Annotated in this window: 13 protein-coding genes; 5 read left to right on the top strand and 8 right to left on the bottom strand. The window is 46.0% G+C overall.

From position 1 onward, the window contains the following. Position 1: 1 nt before the first annotated feature. Positions 2 to 1,408, bottom strand: a complete 1,407-nt coding sequence (locus tag BN6539_RS10155; protein WP_067537489.1) for a YfcC family protein — start codon at positions 1,406 to 1,408, stop codon at positions 2 to 4. A gap of 169 nt (positions 1,409 to 1,577) precedes the next feature. Here BN6539_RS10155 and BN6539_RS10150 point away from each other — a divergent pair, with 169 nt between their 5' ends. The 4 genes from BN6539_RS10150 (at position 1,578) to BN6539_RS10135 (ending at position 6,309) form a co-directional block, all read left to right on the top strand. Further along, on the top strand, positions 1,578 to 2,249 hold the full coding sequence (locus tag BN6539_RS10150; protein WP_067537486.1) for a response regulator transcription factor: 672 nt from the start codon (positions 1,578 to 1,580) through the stop codon (positions 2,247 to 2,249). Positions 2,250 to 2,280: 31 nt separating this feature from the next. Then, complete coding sequence (locus BN6539_RS10145) at positions 2,281 to 3,300, top strand: sensor histidine kinase (RefSeq protein WP_067537483.1); 1,020 nt, start codon at positions 2,281 to 2,283, stop codon at positions 3,298 to 3,300. Positions 3,301 to 3,401: 101 nt separating this feature from the next. Further along, on the top strand, positions 3,402 to 4,169 hold the full coding sequence (locus BN6539_RS10140; RefSeq protein ID WP_067537479.1) for an ABC transporter ATP-binding protein: 768 nt from the start codon (positions 3,402 to 3,404) through the stop codon (positions 4,167 to 4,169). Beyond that, the gene (locus BN6539_RS10135; protein WP_067537475.1) at positions 4,159 to 6,309 is read left to right on the top strand and encodes an ABC transporter permease; all 2,151 of its coding nucleotides are present in this window, start codon (positions 4,159 to 4,161) and stop codon (positions 6,307 to 6,309) included. The genes BN6539_RS10140 and BN6539_RS10135 overlap by 11 nt, the downstream gene beginning before the upstream one ends. Positions 6,310 to 6,488: 179 nt before the next feature. On the opposite strand, the gene BN6539_RS10130 is transcribed toward BN6539_RS10135, so the two are convergent. Next, on the bottom strand, positions 6,489 to 6,959 hold the full coding sequence (locus BN6539_RS10130) for a GNAT family N-acetyltransferase (protein ID WP_067537471.1): 471 nt from the start codon (positions 6,957 to 6,959) through the stop codon (positions 6,489 to 6,491). 155 nt (positions 6,960 to 7,114) lie between these two features. On the opposite strand from BN6539_RS10130, the gene BN6539_RS10125 reads away from it, so the two are divergent. Next, positions 7,115 to 7,726 carry a TetR/AcrR family transcriptional regulator gene (locus BN6539_RS10125; RefSeq protein ID WP_067537467.1) on the top strand — a complete coding sequence of 204 codons (612 nt, stop codon included), beginning with the start codon at positions 7,115 to 7,117 and terminating at the stop codon, positions 7,724 to 7,726. Between the two features lie 101 nt (positions 7,727 to 7,827). Here BN6539_RS10125 and BN6539_RS10120 read toward each other — a convergent pair whose 3' ends face one another. The 6 genes from BN6539_RS10120 to BN6539_RS10095 form a co-directional block, all read right to left on the bottom strand. Continuing rightward, a complete protein-coding gene (locus BN6539_RS10120) occupies positions 7,828 to 9,663 on the bottom strand; it encodes an extracellular solute-binding protein (RefSeq protein ID WP_067537463.1) in 1,836 nt (611 codons plus the stop codon). Continuing rightward, entirely contained in the window at positions 9,660 to 10,472 is an 813-nt protein-coding gene (locus BN6539_RS10115; RefSeq protein WP_067537459.1) for an ABC transporter permease, read from the bottom strand. The genes BN6539_RS10120 and BN6539_RS10115 overlap by 4 nt, the downstream gene beginning before the upstream one ends. Continuing rightward, complete coding sequence (locus BN6539_RS10110; RefSeq protein WP_067537456.1) at positions 10,465 to 11,538, bottom strand: ABC transporter ATP-binding protein; 1,074 nt, start codon at positions 11,536 to 11,538, stop codon at positions 10,465 to 10,467. The genes BN6539_RS10115 and BN6539_RS10110 overlap by 8 nt, the downstream gene beginning before the upstream one ends. A gap of 14 nt (positions 11,539 to 11,552) precedes the next feature. Continuing rightward, a complete protein-coding gene (locus BN6539_RS10105; RefSeq protein ID WP_067538239.1) occupies positions 11,553 to 12,086 on the bottom strand; it encodes a cupin domain-containing protein in 534 nt (177 codons plus the stop codon). A 343-nt stretch (positions 12,087 to 12,429) separates the two neighbouring features. Continuing rightward, positions 12,430 to 12,936: a CarD family transcriptional regulator gene (locus tag BN6539_RS10100; RefSeq protein WP_067537452.1), complete on the bottom strand. Its 507-nt coding sequence runs from the start codon at positions 12,934 to 12,936 to the stop codon at positions 12,430 to 12,432. Positions 12,937 to 13,205: 269 nt separating this feature from the next. Then, on the bottom strand, positions 13,206 to 14,147 hold the full coding sequence (locus BN6539_RS10095) for a TIGR03943 family putative permease subunit (RefSeq protein WP_067537447.1): 942 nt from the start codon (positions 14,145 to 14,147) through the stop codon (positions 13,206 to 13,208). Position 14,148 lies beyond the last annotated feature (1 nt).

Here is a 14,148-nt window from a genome sequence, read left to right as displayed (position 1 = left end):
CTTAGTATCCGATGGATACTGCGATAACCAGCAATACACACGCTGCGACTGCCCACAGACCCCATAACGGCGCTAAGAATTTGAACCACTTCTTATACGGTACGTGACAGATTGCAAGGGCTGCCATCAGCTCTCCGCTTGTCGGCGTAACAACGTTGGTAAAGGCATCACCCATCTGGAATGCCAGTACCGCTGTCTGTCTGGAGACTCCCAGAATGTCAGAAAGCGGCGCCATAAACGGCATGGTGATGGCTGCTTGTCCAGAACCTGACGGAATCAAAATATTCAGCAGATCCTGCAGTACAAACATGCCGCAGGCGCTGACTTTTGCACTCAGTCCTTCTAATAATGTTCCAGCATAGTAAATCAGCGTATCCATGATTCCAGCATCGCTGAGAATATTGGTTACCGCTTTGCACATACCGATAATCAAGCCTGCCCAGAGCATGTTTCTGCAGCCTTCCACGAAATTATCTGCGGCTTCGTTGACACTCATTCCGCTGACAATGACGACCAGAATGCCCACGATCAGGAAAATGGCTGACATTTCGTCGATATAGAAACCCAGCTTGATAACGCAGAATGCGACGACGACAAAACCCAGTCCGAAGATGAGCAGCGACAGCTTCTGTCTTGCGGTCATCGGTTCTACTTCTTCTACATCCAATTTTTCAGCATACATCAGGTCTGTTTCTCTCATGGTATTGAGCTCAGGATGCTTTTTGATCTTGTGCGCATGTCTCATAAGGTAGAGAGAAGTGATGACCGCCATGACCCCAAAGACTACAAATCTGTATCCCATACCGGAGAAGAGCGGCAGCTCTGATATCTCCTGGGCGATCCCTACTGTAAATGCGTTGGTCATACCACCGGCATAACCGATCGCACTGGAAACCATCAGCAGGGCGACTGCAGTGAGCGAGTCAAAACCGGCTGCAATACAAACGATGTACATCAGCGGGATAAATGCTAGGTACTCCTCGGAGCACGCTGCAAATGCGGATACTAGTCCAAAGATAAAGACGCAGGCTGGAATCATGACCAGCTCTTTGCCTTTGAGCACTCTCACCAGATTTGAAAGACCTGCGTGCAACGCACCTGTCTTCTCTACAATCTGGAAAGTACCGCCGATGATCAACAGGAAGAAGATAACAGAGCCTGCACTCTGCAATCCCAGTGTAAATGATTGAAAAATATCAAAAATTCCGATTGGCGCGCCTTCTTTAAATTCGAAGGAGTTGACGTCAATTTTGGCGTAATCACTGCCCTCTATCACTTCTCTTTGAAATTCCCCTGCAGGGATGAGATATGTACAGACCGCAGCTACCAGAAGAATAACAGACAGGATGATCAGAGGGTTGACCGCCTGCCTTGCTTCCCCTTCTTTTAGTTGTTTTTTCTTTTTCATACTTAATTCGTCCTTTCATAAGATAAAGTTATAAATTATTCTATCATTAAAGCAGCGACGATTCAAGAATTTTTTGTCTGATTCTGTCATATTCCATTACAGACCTGACTTGATTGAATCCGTTTCAGGAACTATAATAGAGATATATGAAACCCGATGGAGGAGATACATGGCAAGGATTTTGATTGTAGAAGATGATGAGACCATACGCAGGGAGTTGGCGCTCCTATTGCGCAATGCAAATTATGATGTTCAGGAAGTCTGCGATTTCTCTGATGTGACAAAGCAGATTCTCTCTTCGGCGCCCGACCTGGTTCTGCTGGATGTCAGCCTTCCCGCTGAAAGCGGTCTTTCTGTCTGTGCCAGACTGCGCCTTAGTTCTCAGGTTCCCGTGATTTTCGTCACTGCCGGCAATACGTCGATGGACGAGCTGAACTGCATCCTCCAAGGCGGCGACGATTATATCGCAAAACCTTACCAGCCGCCTATTCTATTAGCGAGAATCGGCGCGGTTCTGAAGCGGACAATGCTGCCAGAAGAGAATGTACAGCGCTTGACCATACACGGAGTAACCTTGAACCTTGCTTCTGCCGTGATTTCTTATCAGGGTAAACAAGCAGAACTGACGAAAAACGAGTGGAAGATTCTCGGTTTTCTCTTTCGCCATCAAGGTGAAATCGTTTCCAGAGTTCAGTTGATCGACTATCTGTGGGATCATCAAGTCTTTATTGACGACAACACCTTGAGTGTCAATATGACTCGTATACGCAGCCGTCTGGCCCAACTGGGAGTGACAGATTTTATCGTCACAAAACGAGGTATGGGTTATCTGATTCCCTGAGATTACGACTACCTGCATTAGGAGGCAAATTATGAAACTGCACGATTACTTAAAAGATAAGGGATCGGTCCTGCTGGTCAATGCGGCAGGACTGTTTTTTCTGTCCCTGTTTCTGAGACTGTCTGCCGTCCGTACAGGTGATATTTTGATCATATGCATCTTCTGGTTCCTGATTTTAACGATTTGGCTGGCGGCAGATTTCTATCGCAGCCGTAAGCATTTTTGTCATCTTTTTACGTTGCTGGCGGAGCTGGACCAAAGTTACCTCATCTCAGAAGTGATGGAAGCCTCGCCTCGCCTGACGGACCGGCTCTATCGTGAGATCATCCGCAGTTCCAACCGATCCGTCATCGAAAAGATTCATGCATTGGAGGACTGCCAGCGAGATTACAAAGAGTACATCGAACAATGGATACACGAAGTCAAACTGCCCCTGACTGCTGCCAGACTTCTCTGCGAAAACCAGCCCTGCCAGGAAGATAGAAAACTGCTGATGGAGCTGGGGAAAATCGAAAAAAAAGTAGATCAGGTTCTTTTCTATGCCCGCATGGAACACGCCTATCAGGACTATCTGATTCATCCTGTGAACCTGAGGAAAACCGTTCTCACTGCTATCGCAGAAAACAAAGCTTACTTCATCCAAAGCGCCATGCAGATCGACTTTGCTCTGCCGGAAGAACCTCCTGTCATCGTCTCCACAGATGAAAAGTGGGTCGTATTTCTTCTCGGCCAAGTCTTCGCCAACTCTATCAAGTATTGTCGGAAAGAAGGGGCGCTGGTGCGGATTTATGTGCAGAGAGGCAAGCAGAAGCTGACATTGATCGTGGAGGATAATGGACTGGGGATACCAGCAGAGGATTTAGGTCGTATCTTTGACAAAGGCTTTACCGGAAAGAACGGCAGGACGGGAGCAAAATCCACCGGCATCGGTCTCTATCTCTGTAAACGGCTCTGTGACAAACTGGGCATTGGCCTCTCCTGCGAATCTGTGGAAGGCCAGTTTACCCGCATACTGTTCACCTTCCCCGACTCCGATTTTCAAAAGATATAGAAATCTTTCAAAACTGTAAGATTTCTGTAAGGGAAACCCATACAAGGAAGACCTTTTGTTCTGTACACTGAAAGTACATCGAACAGAAAGGAAGAATCAATATGAATGAACTGATACGTATTTGCGACGTAGAAAAATATTACGGTACCGGAAGCAATGTGGTCAAGGCCATTGACCGCGTCAGCTTTCAGGTAACCCAGGGGGAATTTATCGGCATCATGGGGGCGTCCGGCTCTGGTAAGTCCACCCTGCTGAATTTAATGGCTACCATCGACCATGTGACCAGCGGCCACATCTATTTCGATGATTTGGACATTACTCAGCTTTCTGAAGAAGCGGTTGCTCAGTTCCGCAAAGAAAACCTGGGATTCGTATTTCAAAGCTATAATCTGCTGGATACCTTGACCGTCGAGGAAAATATCCAACTGGCACAGACTCTGCAAAATAAGAAGAAGAGCGTAATACAGTCTGCTACAGCCGAAATCATGGAGCGGCTGGGCATCTCGGAAATCGGTCATAAATTTCCCGATCAGATTTCCGGCGGTCAAAAACAGCGCTGCGCCTGCGCCAGAGCCCTGGTCAACAGACCCAAACTGATTTTAGCAGACGAACCGACAGGCGCTCTCGATTCTCGCTCTGCCGGCATGCTGCTGGAAACTTTCTGCAAAATGAATCAGGAACTTTCCGCCACCATTCTCATGGTCACACACGACGCATTTTCCGCCAGTTACTGCAGCCGCATCCTCTTTCTGAAAGATGGGAAAATCTTTCACGAATTGATTCGCGGGGAAAAGAACAGGCGAGAGTTTCTCAATCAGATTCTGGATGTTCTCGCTCTGACAGGAGGTGACAGCAGCCATGCTCTTTAAACTGTCCCTGCGCAATGCCAAACGTTCCATGAAAGATTATCTGATCTACATGCTCACCATGGCCGGCATTGTCGCTTTCATGTTTGCCTTTGATTCCCTGATTTTTACAGATATCGTCCAAAATATGTGGGAAACCGCCATGGTCATGGCGGTGATGATCGGTTTCGTAACCTTCTTCATCGTGCTCATCGTCGCCTGGCTGATCAATTATATGGTTCATTTTATGCTGGAAAAACGGAGCCGGGAATTCGGGACCTATCTTCTGCTGGGGATGAAGAAAAAAACCGTGTCCAGGCTCTACATGCGTGAAAACATGATTCTGGGCGCCATCGCTCTATTCTTCGGCGTTCTGGCTGGAGTGGCGCTCAAACAGGTCATTATGACCATCTTTTATCACCTGTTCAGCCAGGACTACCACATTCAGATGGGAGATTTCCACTGGTGCCTTCTGATGACGGCAGGCTGCTTCGCTCTCTGCTTTCTCCTGGCACTGAGGCATAATCGTAAGATATTTAAGAAAATGACCATTGCGGATTTTATAGATATGGAAAAGGAAAGTGAAGCTGTGGAAACCGGCAGGGAAAAGTGGAAACAGATTCTCTTCCCCGCCTCTCTTTGCTATTTCATCTTTTTCTTTTACCTGATGTACTGGGCAGACTACAACACCGCCGGGGTCATCCTGACCAGCGTTTTATTCATCGCGGCAATCTACCTCTTTTACCATGGACTTGCGGCCTGGCTGGTTTGCTATATTCGCCGCGGCGGCAGGCTGGTATACCGCAGTGACGGGCTGTTCCTGCTCCGCCAGCTCTCGTCTAAGATCCGCACGATGCGTTTTACCATGGGTACCTTGACGATTCTATTCACCGTGGCACTCCTGGGCGGCACAGTCGCCATGATGTTTGCAGGATATCAAAAGGAAGCGATCAACAGCGCCATCCCCTTTGACCTGATGATGACCAGCAAAGCCCCAGAAGACCGCTTCAATGCGGAACTGGATTTCTTGAAAAAGGAAGGGGTCAAGACGAAAAACCTGCGCATCTATGAAATTTATCACGACAGCGGCCGTCAGATGAACGATTATCTGTATACCCACGTTGCCAATTTGGGCAGTTCTTATACAGATGAAAACGGCAAGCCTGACAGAAAGGCCATCGAAGCTGACACCTATAACTATTACGACTACGACACCTACATGTCTCTCAGCGACTATAATGCCCTGCGAAAGATGCTTGGCTATGAACCGGTGTCCATGAAAAACAGTGAATATCTGCTCCATATTAAGCAAAGAGTACTCGGTAATATAGCCGACGATTTTCTTCACAGAAAGCTCTCTGTCAGCGGTGAGAAGCTTTCCTTTACAGGCGCCTACACAGAAGCCTTCAGCCTCAACGGCATAAACGGCGCTGACTATGTCATCGTTGTTGCCGATCGTATCTGCAGGAATCTGACCCCCTATTATGCTGTAGCAGCGGCAGACCTTGTCGATCCGCCACAGGAAGATCTGCAGGATAAGCTGGAAGCCTTTTATTATCACCAGAGAGGTCTGCTGACGGAGATGGACGCAGAGAAGCTGGAAACAGAACTGGAGAACCGCAAAGCCACGCCCGAGGAGAAACGAGCTTTGGAGCAGACAAAGAATATGGAAGATCAGCCGAACGGTTCTGATCAGATCATGACTTTGGGCAGGTACAATGTAGCCGTAAAGGACAATATTACTGCAAATATGCTCTCCATGGTTTCTGCCATCACCTTTCCCCTGGCTTACATCGCGCTGATCTTCGTCTGTGTGGCTTTGACCATCCTGGCCGTACAGCAGCTATCGGACTCCAGCCGCTACCGTTACCGTTATGACGTATTGCGGAAAATGGGCGTAAGTGATAAAGGCCTGACAAAAATCGTGCGCAGACAGCTGTCACTGTATTACTTGGTACCTATGGCTGTATCCCTGTTTCTCAGCGCATTCATCGGCATTTTTGCAGGAGAACGTTTTACCTTCTATACTGGCGCTGCCGCAAGCAGCCTCTCTTACTTCACCATATCCGCTCTGGTGTTTATGGGGATCTATCTGCTTTACTTTATTGCGACTTATCTGGGGTTTAAGCGCAATGTAGAGGAAGTTTTTATCAGATTGGAATAATCCCTCCGAGATACAGAGAACGGCGGCTTTGATTTTCTCAAAACCGCCGTTCCACAATATCACGCTTCATGGTATGTCTATACCCCCGTCTAACAATAGTTTTTTCTTTTTCCCCTAGCGCGGCGGGTAGAGTTTATGTATTTAGTTATACTGAATTTCGGGCTTTAACACAGGGAGTATTATATCAAAGGTTTCACATAAACCTCCTTTTCTGTATCAAGTGCAAAACCACAAGACAACAATAGACCACAAGAGGCTTTGTTTTCCGGCTCAGGCTGTACGACGATTCTTTTGGCGTCATTGTGAAGCATGATCCTGTTCGTTAAGTCCGCTACAATTTTTTTGCCAAAGCCTTTACGGAGATAATCTGTTTCTCCAATCATATAGTCAATACTATACGATCCACCTAATGCCGTATAGCCCTCCCAAAGTTCATCGCTGTCTTTGCAGGCGTAGTATTGGCAAAAACCGATGGGGGTTCCATCGTTTTCTACAATGAAATGATAAATCCAGTTGAAATCGCTATCTTGTTTTTCAACTTCATTTATCCAATCCTGCGGATCATGATACCACTTTGCAACGTGTGGAGTGTATAACCATTTTTTAAATACGGTTAAGTCGTCAAGGTTCATGTGTCTAAGGTTTATCATATCGTTTCAGCGCCTCCTAATGCGAATTATTATTCATATTCTCATTATACACGTTCTACGACAGCTCGTCAACAAATACGAATTATTATTCTTATTTTTATTGCTGCTGACTTTCCTATGTAGTATAATATTTTTGAAAGGTGGTGATTTGCCTCATGCCAGATGTAAGGAATCCTCAACAAACACGATCAATAGAGAAAAAGAACAAGATTATCAAAGCAGGTTTTGAATTATTTTGCGAACAGGGTTATTATGCCACCACTACAACACATATCTGCCACAGAGCTGGTATTTCAACTGGTGCCCTATATAGCTATTTCAAGAACAAAAAGGATATTTTTATTGCTGCTTTTAAAGACTTTCTTGAGGGCGAGTATTTTAATATGCTTCTGCAATCGCTTAATAACTTGACCGAGCCATTCAATATTGATTTATTTTTGGATAGATGTGTTGATGTCTTAGCTGAAATCTATCAAGGCTCCTATACTGCTCTAATTGAATTGGCAAACATGCAATTAGAGGATAAGGAAATCATGGAAAAGTTTAGCCACTTTGAAGATACCTTTATGATTGCGGTTGTTGAAGCATTAACGGCACATAATATTAGAACAGATAACTTATCCGAAAAGTATTATCTTGTCTATATTTTGATTGAAGCCTTAGCCCAGGAAAAAGCATTCAATAACCACAATACGGTCAATTATGATAAGCTGAAAGCTGAAACATACAGCATTATCAAGGGCTATTTACTATTAGAGTCCGACTGAACCACAGGGGTTTTGCTAACTGCAGGCATTACAAGTGTCAAGACGATTACATGGTTTCATGATCAATTACAAAGGACTGCCGGCAGGCAGTCCTTTTTCAATTAACTCTTAAATTTTTTCCAGTACTTCGTATATAGGTCGTCTGCAGCCGGGCCCAAATTCTTCAATGCTTCACATTTCTCTAACACGGAATCCTCAGGGAAAAGGACTCCCATCTTAGCTGCATCATCTCTGACGCTGTCAATCACGCTGATGTTTGGAATGGAATAAGTCAAATAGTCAAAATTGGTCATGGCTACGTCTTTATCCAACATGAAGTTGATCCACTTCTCCGCATTTTCCTTGTTTTTCGCAGATGTCGGAATCGCCCAGGAATCCGTAAAGTCTTCACTGCCTTCCTTCGGCACCACGTAGGCCAAGTCAGGATTCTCCTCTTGACAGTAGAGCACTTCGCCGTTCCAGATGACAGCGATATCGGCAGAACCGCCTAAGATAATATCTCTGGCTGAATCGTTGGCATATTTGTACACCAGTGGTTTTTGCTCTGTGAGATATCTGGACGCCTCTGCAATCTGTTTCTCATCTGTAGTGTTAAGGGAATAACCCTTGGCTTTTAAGGCGATGGCTAACGTATCTCTCATGCTGTCAGGCATGACGATTTTCCCCTTGTATTTCGGATTCCAGAGGTCATTCCATGAAGTAATAGAACCCTCTGGTATCTTATTGATATCGTACAGAATCCCCAGAGTTCCCCAGGTATGGGGAACGGAGTATTTATTGCCCGGATCAAAGTTTTCAGCAACCTTCAGGTACTTCTGGTCCAGATTGGCGATATTCGGTATGGACGAATAATCGATTTCCGCCAGCAGATTCTCACCAGTCATTTTGTCGATCATATAATCTGATGCACAGATCACGTCGTAGTTGACCGAACCGTTTTTGATGACTGGATACATTTCCTCATTGGTGTCAAAGGTGTCCATGACCACTTTGATGCCAGTTTCTTTTTCAAATTCCTTAATCAGAGTCGGATCGATGTAGTCACCGAAGCAGTAGACGTGCACTTCTTTGCCGCCGCTGCCGCCTGAAACACCGCTGAGGAACAGGGTTCCTCCCAAAATGAACACCACCAAGGTAGTGAGCACCGCCATAATCCGCTTCTTGCTCTTGCCGTCTTCTTTGGTCGAAGCGACGTTGGAAGTCACCAAGATAACCAAGACGGTCACAAAGATCAGCGTAGACAGAGCGAAGAGAGTGGGCCTGATGCCTACCTTCACCTGACTGTAAATCAAAGTGGAGATGGTGTTGATGCCCGCACCTCTTGTAAAGTGGGTGATGACAAAGTCGTCTACGGACATGGTAAAGGCCAGCAGAAAGCCGGAAACGATACCTGGTCTGATATCAGGCAGTACCACCTTATAAAAAGCATAGAGCGGCGTAGCTCCCAAATCCAAAGCTGCCTCGTAAGTGTTGCCGGCCAGCTGTTTGAACTTAGGCATGACAGACAATATCACATAGGGAATACAGAAAGTGATGTGAGAAAGCAGTACCGTTCCCCAGTTCAGCGAAATGCCAAAGACCAGGAATGTCATCATCAGAGAGATACCCGTTACGATATCCGCATTGAGCAGTGGTATATTATTCAATCCCATAATCACAGTTTCGGAACGCTTCTTCATGGCCATGATGCCGATACAGGCCAGAGTTCCGATGATCGTCGCAATGGCAGCGGCCGCCAAAGCGATGGTAAAGGTGTTCCATATGGCTTCCATAATCATGCTGTTGCCCAGCATTTCCTTGTACCATTTCAGTGAAAATCCGGTCCAGATGGACATGGATTTACTGTTGTTGAAAGAAAATACCATCAACGTCAGGATGGGCAGGTACAGAAACAATATGATGAGGATGAGGTAGATCCGTTTTCCAAGTTTTTTCATATCAGCGTCCCCTCCCCTTCTTTATCCAGTTTGCCCAGAGCCGCCATGCTGATGACGATAAAGATCATCATAATCAGGGATAGTCCCGACCCCAAGTTCCAATTGGAACTGGTAGTAAACTCCTGTTCGATGATATTTCCGATCAGGTTGATTTTCCCTCCGCCAAGCATATTGGAGATGACAAAGGTGGTCAGGGACGGCACGAATACCATGGTCACGCCGCTGGCGATGCCCGGTATGCTGAGAGGCAGCAGGATGTCGAAGAGAACCCGCTTCTTTGTCGCTCCCAGGTCGTAAGCCGCTTCGATGATATTGTCGTCAATCTTCATCAGTGTATTGAAAATCGGCAGTACCATGAAGGGCAGAAAGTCGTAGACCATGCCCAGGACGATGGCTGCCGGCGTGTTGATAATCTCTAGCGGCGGCAGATGAAGAGAAGTGAGCAGGCTGTTGAGTATGCCTTCTTTCTCTAATATGACCTGCCAGGCCATGGTCCTGAGCAGGAAGTTCATCCACATGGGCAGGACAAAGAGAAAGATCATAAATCCCTTTTGCCCGATGCGGCTGTTTTTTAAAATCATGGCCAGAGGAAAGGCCAAAAGGAAGCAGATTACTGTACTGATCAGCGCCAACAAGAGAGCCAGCCCCAGGGCTTTGGCGTGTTCTGCACCAAAGATGGCAGTGACATTGTTCCAAGTAAAAGCTCCGCTGCGGTCAGTAAATCCATAATAGGCGATAACTGCCAGCGGAATCAAAGTGCCGCAGGCAATCCAAATCAGAAAAGGGCTCGAAAGCAGTTTCTTAGACATCGATTTCTATCGCCTCCTCCTCTTTGGACTGTGGTTTATGCATGATCTGAATGTTCTCCGGAATCACGTCTAAGCTGACCTTGGTTCCCACCGGATAACTCTTGGTGTTCTGTGCCAGCCAGAGGAATCCTCCCGCTTCAATCTCCATCTCATAGTGGACCCCGATAAAGACGTTGTGGGTTATCTCTCCATCCAGCCTGCCTTCTCCCGGCTGTCCGATGATTAAGTCCTCTGGTCTGATGACCACGTCAACCGGCTTATTTCTACCAAATCCTTCGTCAATGCAAGGGAAAATGGTATCACAGATTTTGACCACTCGGTCTTCCATCATGATGCCGTCAATGATATTGCTGTCGCCGATAAAGTCTGCCACAAAGGCGTTTTCCGGCTCGTTGTAGATTTCTTCCGGGGTGCCCATCTGCTGAATATAGCCGCCGTTCATGACCACCACCTTGTCGCTCATGGTCAAAGCCTCTTCCTGGTCGTGGGTGACGTAGATAAAGGTGATTCCCAGCTCGTTTTTTAATCTGATCAGCTCATACTCCATGTCCTGTCTCAGCTTCAAGTCCAAAGCGCCGAGCGGTTCGTCGAGGAGCAGGACTTTCGGCTCGTTGACGATGGCTCTGGCCATAGCGATTCGCTGCTGCTGTCCGCCGGACAAAGCGTCGATTTTTCGCTTTTCATAGCCGTCCAGATTGACCAGCTTCAAAGCGTACTTGACTTTATCTCTGATATATTCATCACTCTTTCCACTGATTTTTAGGCCAAAGGCAATATTCTGGCCCACATTCATATGGGGAAACAGCGCGTATTTCTGAAATACCGTATTCAGGTGTCTTTGATTGGGCGGTACATTTGTAATGTCCTTTCCCTCAAAAAACACCTGTCCCTGATCCGGCGTTTCAAAGCCTCCTACAATTCGGAGTGTCGTCGTTTTTCCACAGCCGGAAGGTCCGAGCAGGGTAATAAATTCATTCTGATTTACAGTCAGATTAAAATCGTCCAATACTAATGTGTCATCAAATGACTTGGAAATATGTCTTAGCTCGATAAGTGATGATGCCATTGTTCTTCCTTTCTTTAGAAACTAGGAGGTGAGCTGACCCAGATGAGTTTCGCTCCCTTTTTTGATGATATATGATGTTTTTTCTCTGGCGTATAATAGAAAGATTCTCCCGCCTTTGCCGCATGGGTCTTCTTTCCGATATGTATGGTGATTTCGCCTTTGATGACATACCCAAATTCCTCGCCTTCATGAGGGGTATCGGGATAGGTCTGTCCGCCTGCCGCAAGGGTCAGACGGATCGGCTCCATAATGTTCTTCTGGGCATTGGGAATAATCCATTCAACCGTATTTTTTAAATCGCTGTCGATCTTTTCAAAATAATCTTCGTCTTTGAATACCACTTGGTCGTCGCTGTCTTCAGCGAAGAATTCGGCAACGGATACGCCTAAGCATTGTAAAATATCTGACAAGGTAGCGATAGACGGCGAAGTCAAGTCTCTTTCTACTTGCGAGATAAACCCCTTCGACAGCTCCGCCCGATCGGCCAGCTCTTCCTGGGTCAAACCTTTCACGACTCTCAGTTCTTTAATTTTGGATCCTATATCCATTTCCATTTCCTCTCCTTTACCTCAAGGTAATCACAAAGATTGTAAACTGTTTGTTTAGTATTAGTAAACTATGGGGCAAGAATCATTATACCGCTTTTCCTGTACATGTCAATAGGAAAAAGGCTTTTGTCAAACAAAAAAGGTGGCTGACGCCACTCCACTAGGGAACCCTAGGTTCCCTTCGGCGCCTGCTTTGCAGGCTGAGCACCCTCCTTAGGGCGGCGAGGGGATTCCCCTCTGCACACCCCTTTTTTGTTTGATAGGAAATTCATATTTCCTATCAAACAAAAAAATAGACAACCAAATCATACCCGATTTGCTGTCTATCGCTTTGCCATCTCTATTACTCTTCGTCTAATCGTTCCTGTATGAAGCCTTCCACATCGTCTCTCGAAATGCGAAGTGCTGCGGCAAATTCTCCAAATAAAAGGTCTTCCGCTTTCTTCATAAACTTCTTGTCGATTTGTCCCAAATGCCGGTTCTGTTTCATGGCGTCCACCTTTTTGGCATGGATGGATTTTGTCAATTGCAGAAGTTCCAGACATTTGTGAGAATCGATAACCGACTGGTAATACTTTGTTAACTGCTGCATACTGCTGCTTTTGTAAATCTCAGTATGAATCTGCGGAATGTTATCGATCAAGTCTTTGGCTTCGTCCTCTGATATCACCGGTCGCATGAAAACTTTCTCGTTGTCTACTGGTGCATATATCACGCCGCTTTGGTATAAGGGCTCTAACACATAATACAGCCTGTCCTCACTAGAACCAGAAAACACGTTATTAGATATATCGGATATTTTGCAGACCCCCGTGCCGCCGTACATGATCAAATCATTAATATCATACATAATTGGCTCACATCTCCTTTCAACGTTTCACTCATTATAATTATTATAACACTTTTTGCCATAATAATGTAAGAATTTTTTTATTTCTTCCGTATTTGTAAGAAAAAAGGATAAAAGATACCCTTTCATCCTTGATTTTCGTGCATTTTGGTTAACATTTTTGTTAAAATTATATTGTTCAGTTCGCTTTTCTGTGCAAATCCTATCAAAAATCTGACTGTTTTTGCTTCATTTCCCTCTCTGCCCAAGCCAGAATTCGCCCTTTCTATTTAAAATTGTGCAACTTCCGGGTCGGCTTCCTCCGCTTCTTTTACTTCACTGCAGTATAATACAGGGCCAGCTTCGCCGTAGACGTCGTCGAATTCCACCTTTACTTTTGCAGTAATCGTAACCCAGCCGCCGTGTTTCAGGAGATTGGCAGCGTTATCCCATCTGCACACCAGACCGGCAAATTGAATGTCCTCTACACAGCAAGTCATGACGTGGCGGCCAAAGACGAAGTGATCGTCCGCCATACCGCCGCCCAGGACACTGCGGCCTTTGACCTTGAGGACTTTGCCATCGTATTTGTCCTGCTCTTCGTTGATATCCCGATACCATTCGGCAAAGGCGTTATCTTCAACTTCTATGATCGCTGCGTCGAAATCAAATGGCAGGGGGTCTTCAATCTGATCCATCTCCACATCGTCCTTGCCGTATTCATATAGAATCTGGCTTCTTCTATTGGCGGCTCTGACAATCTTGTGAAATTCCATCTTGTCAAATCCTCGCTCACAGCGATTGAAAACGACCAGCTCCGCACTCTTCAGTTTGTCAAAGACCAGCTGCCTCATGTTTTGATTGTACTGGAGAAAAGTCCGCGCATCGGCAAACATCATCTCCTGGTACGTCACCCATTCTTCGGGCATGTTCTGATAGAAGGTATCCAGATTCCACATGCCGTTATACTCCACGACAACCCGCTCAACCTTATGTTTCAGCTGCAGATCACGCAGATGCTCCGTCGTCAGCTCCTCCTCATCTTCTATCGTCTCGAAGAAAACCTTGGTTCCGAAAAATCTGCTGGGATGGTATTCGGCTTCACCCTCTTCACACAGGAGAAACAGCGTTCTCTCACCTGCGTTAAAATCATCGCCTTCCAAGGCTTCCTGAATAAATGTCGTCTTACCGCTTTCTAAAAAACCGGTAAATAAATATACTGGTATTTCCATA

This window comes from Emergencia timonensis (genome assembly GCF_900086585.1).
Lineage (GTDB): Bacteria > Bacillota > Clostridia > Peptostreptococcales > Anaerovoracaceae > Senimuribacter > Senimuribacter timonensis.
This window is presented reverse-complemented; position numbering and strand designations above follow the sequence as displayed.

Bases quoted from the DNA above. Each gene is read 5' to 3' on its own strand.
- BN6539_RS10100 (WP_067537452.1), bottom strand. From the start codon at position 12,936: ATGTATGATATTAATGATTTGATCATGTACGGCGGCACGGGGGTCTGC.
- BN6539_RS10155 (WP_067537489.1), bottom strand. From the start codon at position 1,408: ATGAAAAAGAAAAAACAACTAAAAGAAGGGGAAGCAAGGCAGGCGGTC.
- BN6539_RS10145 (WP_067537483.1), top strand. From the start codon at position 2,281: ATGAAACTGCACGATTACTTAAAAGATAAGGGATCGGTCCTGCTGGTC.
- BN6539_RS10150 (WP_067537486.1), top strand. From the start codon at position 1,578: ATGGCAAGGATTTTGATTGTAGAAGATGATGAGACCATACGCAGGGAG.
- BN6539_RS10110 (WP_067537456.1), bottom strand. From the start codon at position 11,538: ATGGCATCATCACTTATCGAGCTAAGACATATTTCCAAGTCATTTGAT.
- BN6539_RS10115 (WP_067537459.1), bottom strand. From the start codon at position 10,472: ATGTCTAAGAAACTGCTTTCGAGCCCTTTTCTGATTTGGATTGCCTGC.
- BN6539_RS10095 (WP_067537447.1), bottom strand. From the start codon at position 14,147: ATGGAAATACCAGTATATTTATTTACCGGTTTTTTAGAAAGCGGTAAG.
- BN6539_RS10140 (WP_067537479.1), top strand. From the start codon at position 3,402: ATGAATGAACTGATACGTATTTGCGACGTAGAAAAATATTACGGTACC.
- BN6539_RS10125 (WP_067537467.1), top strand. From the start codon at position 7,115: ATGCCAGATGTAAGGAATCCTCAACAAACACGATCAATAGAGAAAAAG.
- BN6539_RS10105 (WP_067538239.1), bottom strand. From the start codon at position 12,086: ATGGATATAGGATCCAAAATTAAAGAACTGAGAGTCGTGAAAGGTTTG.
- BN6539_RS10135 (WP_067537475.1), top strand. From the start codon at position 4,159: ATGCTCTTTAAACTGTCCCTGCGCAATGCCAAACGTTCCATGAAAGAT.
- BN6539_RS10130 (WP_067537471.1), bottom strand. From the start codon at position 6,959: ATGATAAACCTTAGACACATGAACCTTGACGACTTAACCGTATTTAAA.
- BN6539_RS10120 (WP_067537463.1), bottom strand. From the start codon at position 9,663: ATGAAAAAACTTGGAAAACGGATCTACCTCATCCTCATCATATTGTTT.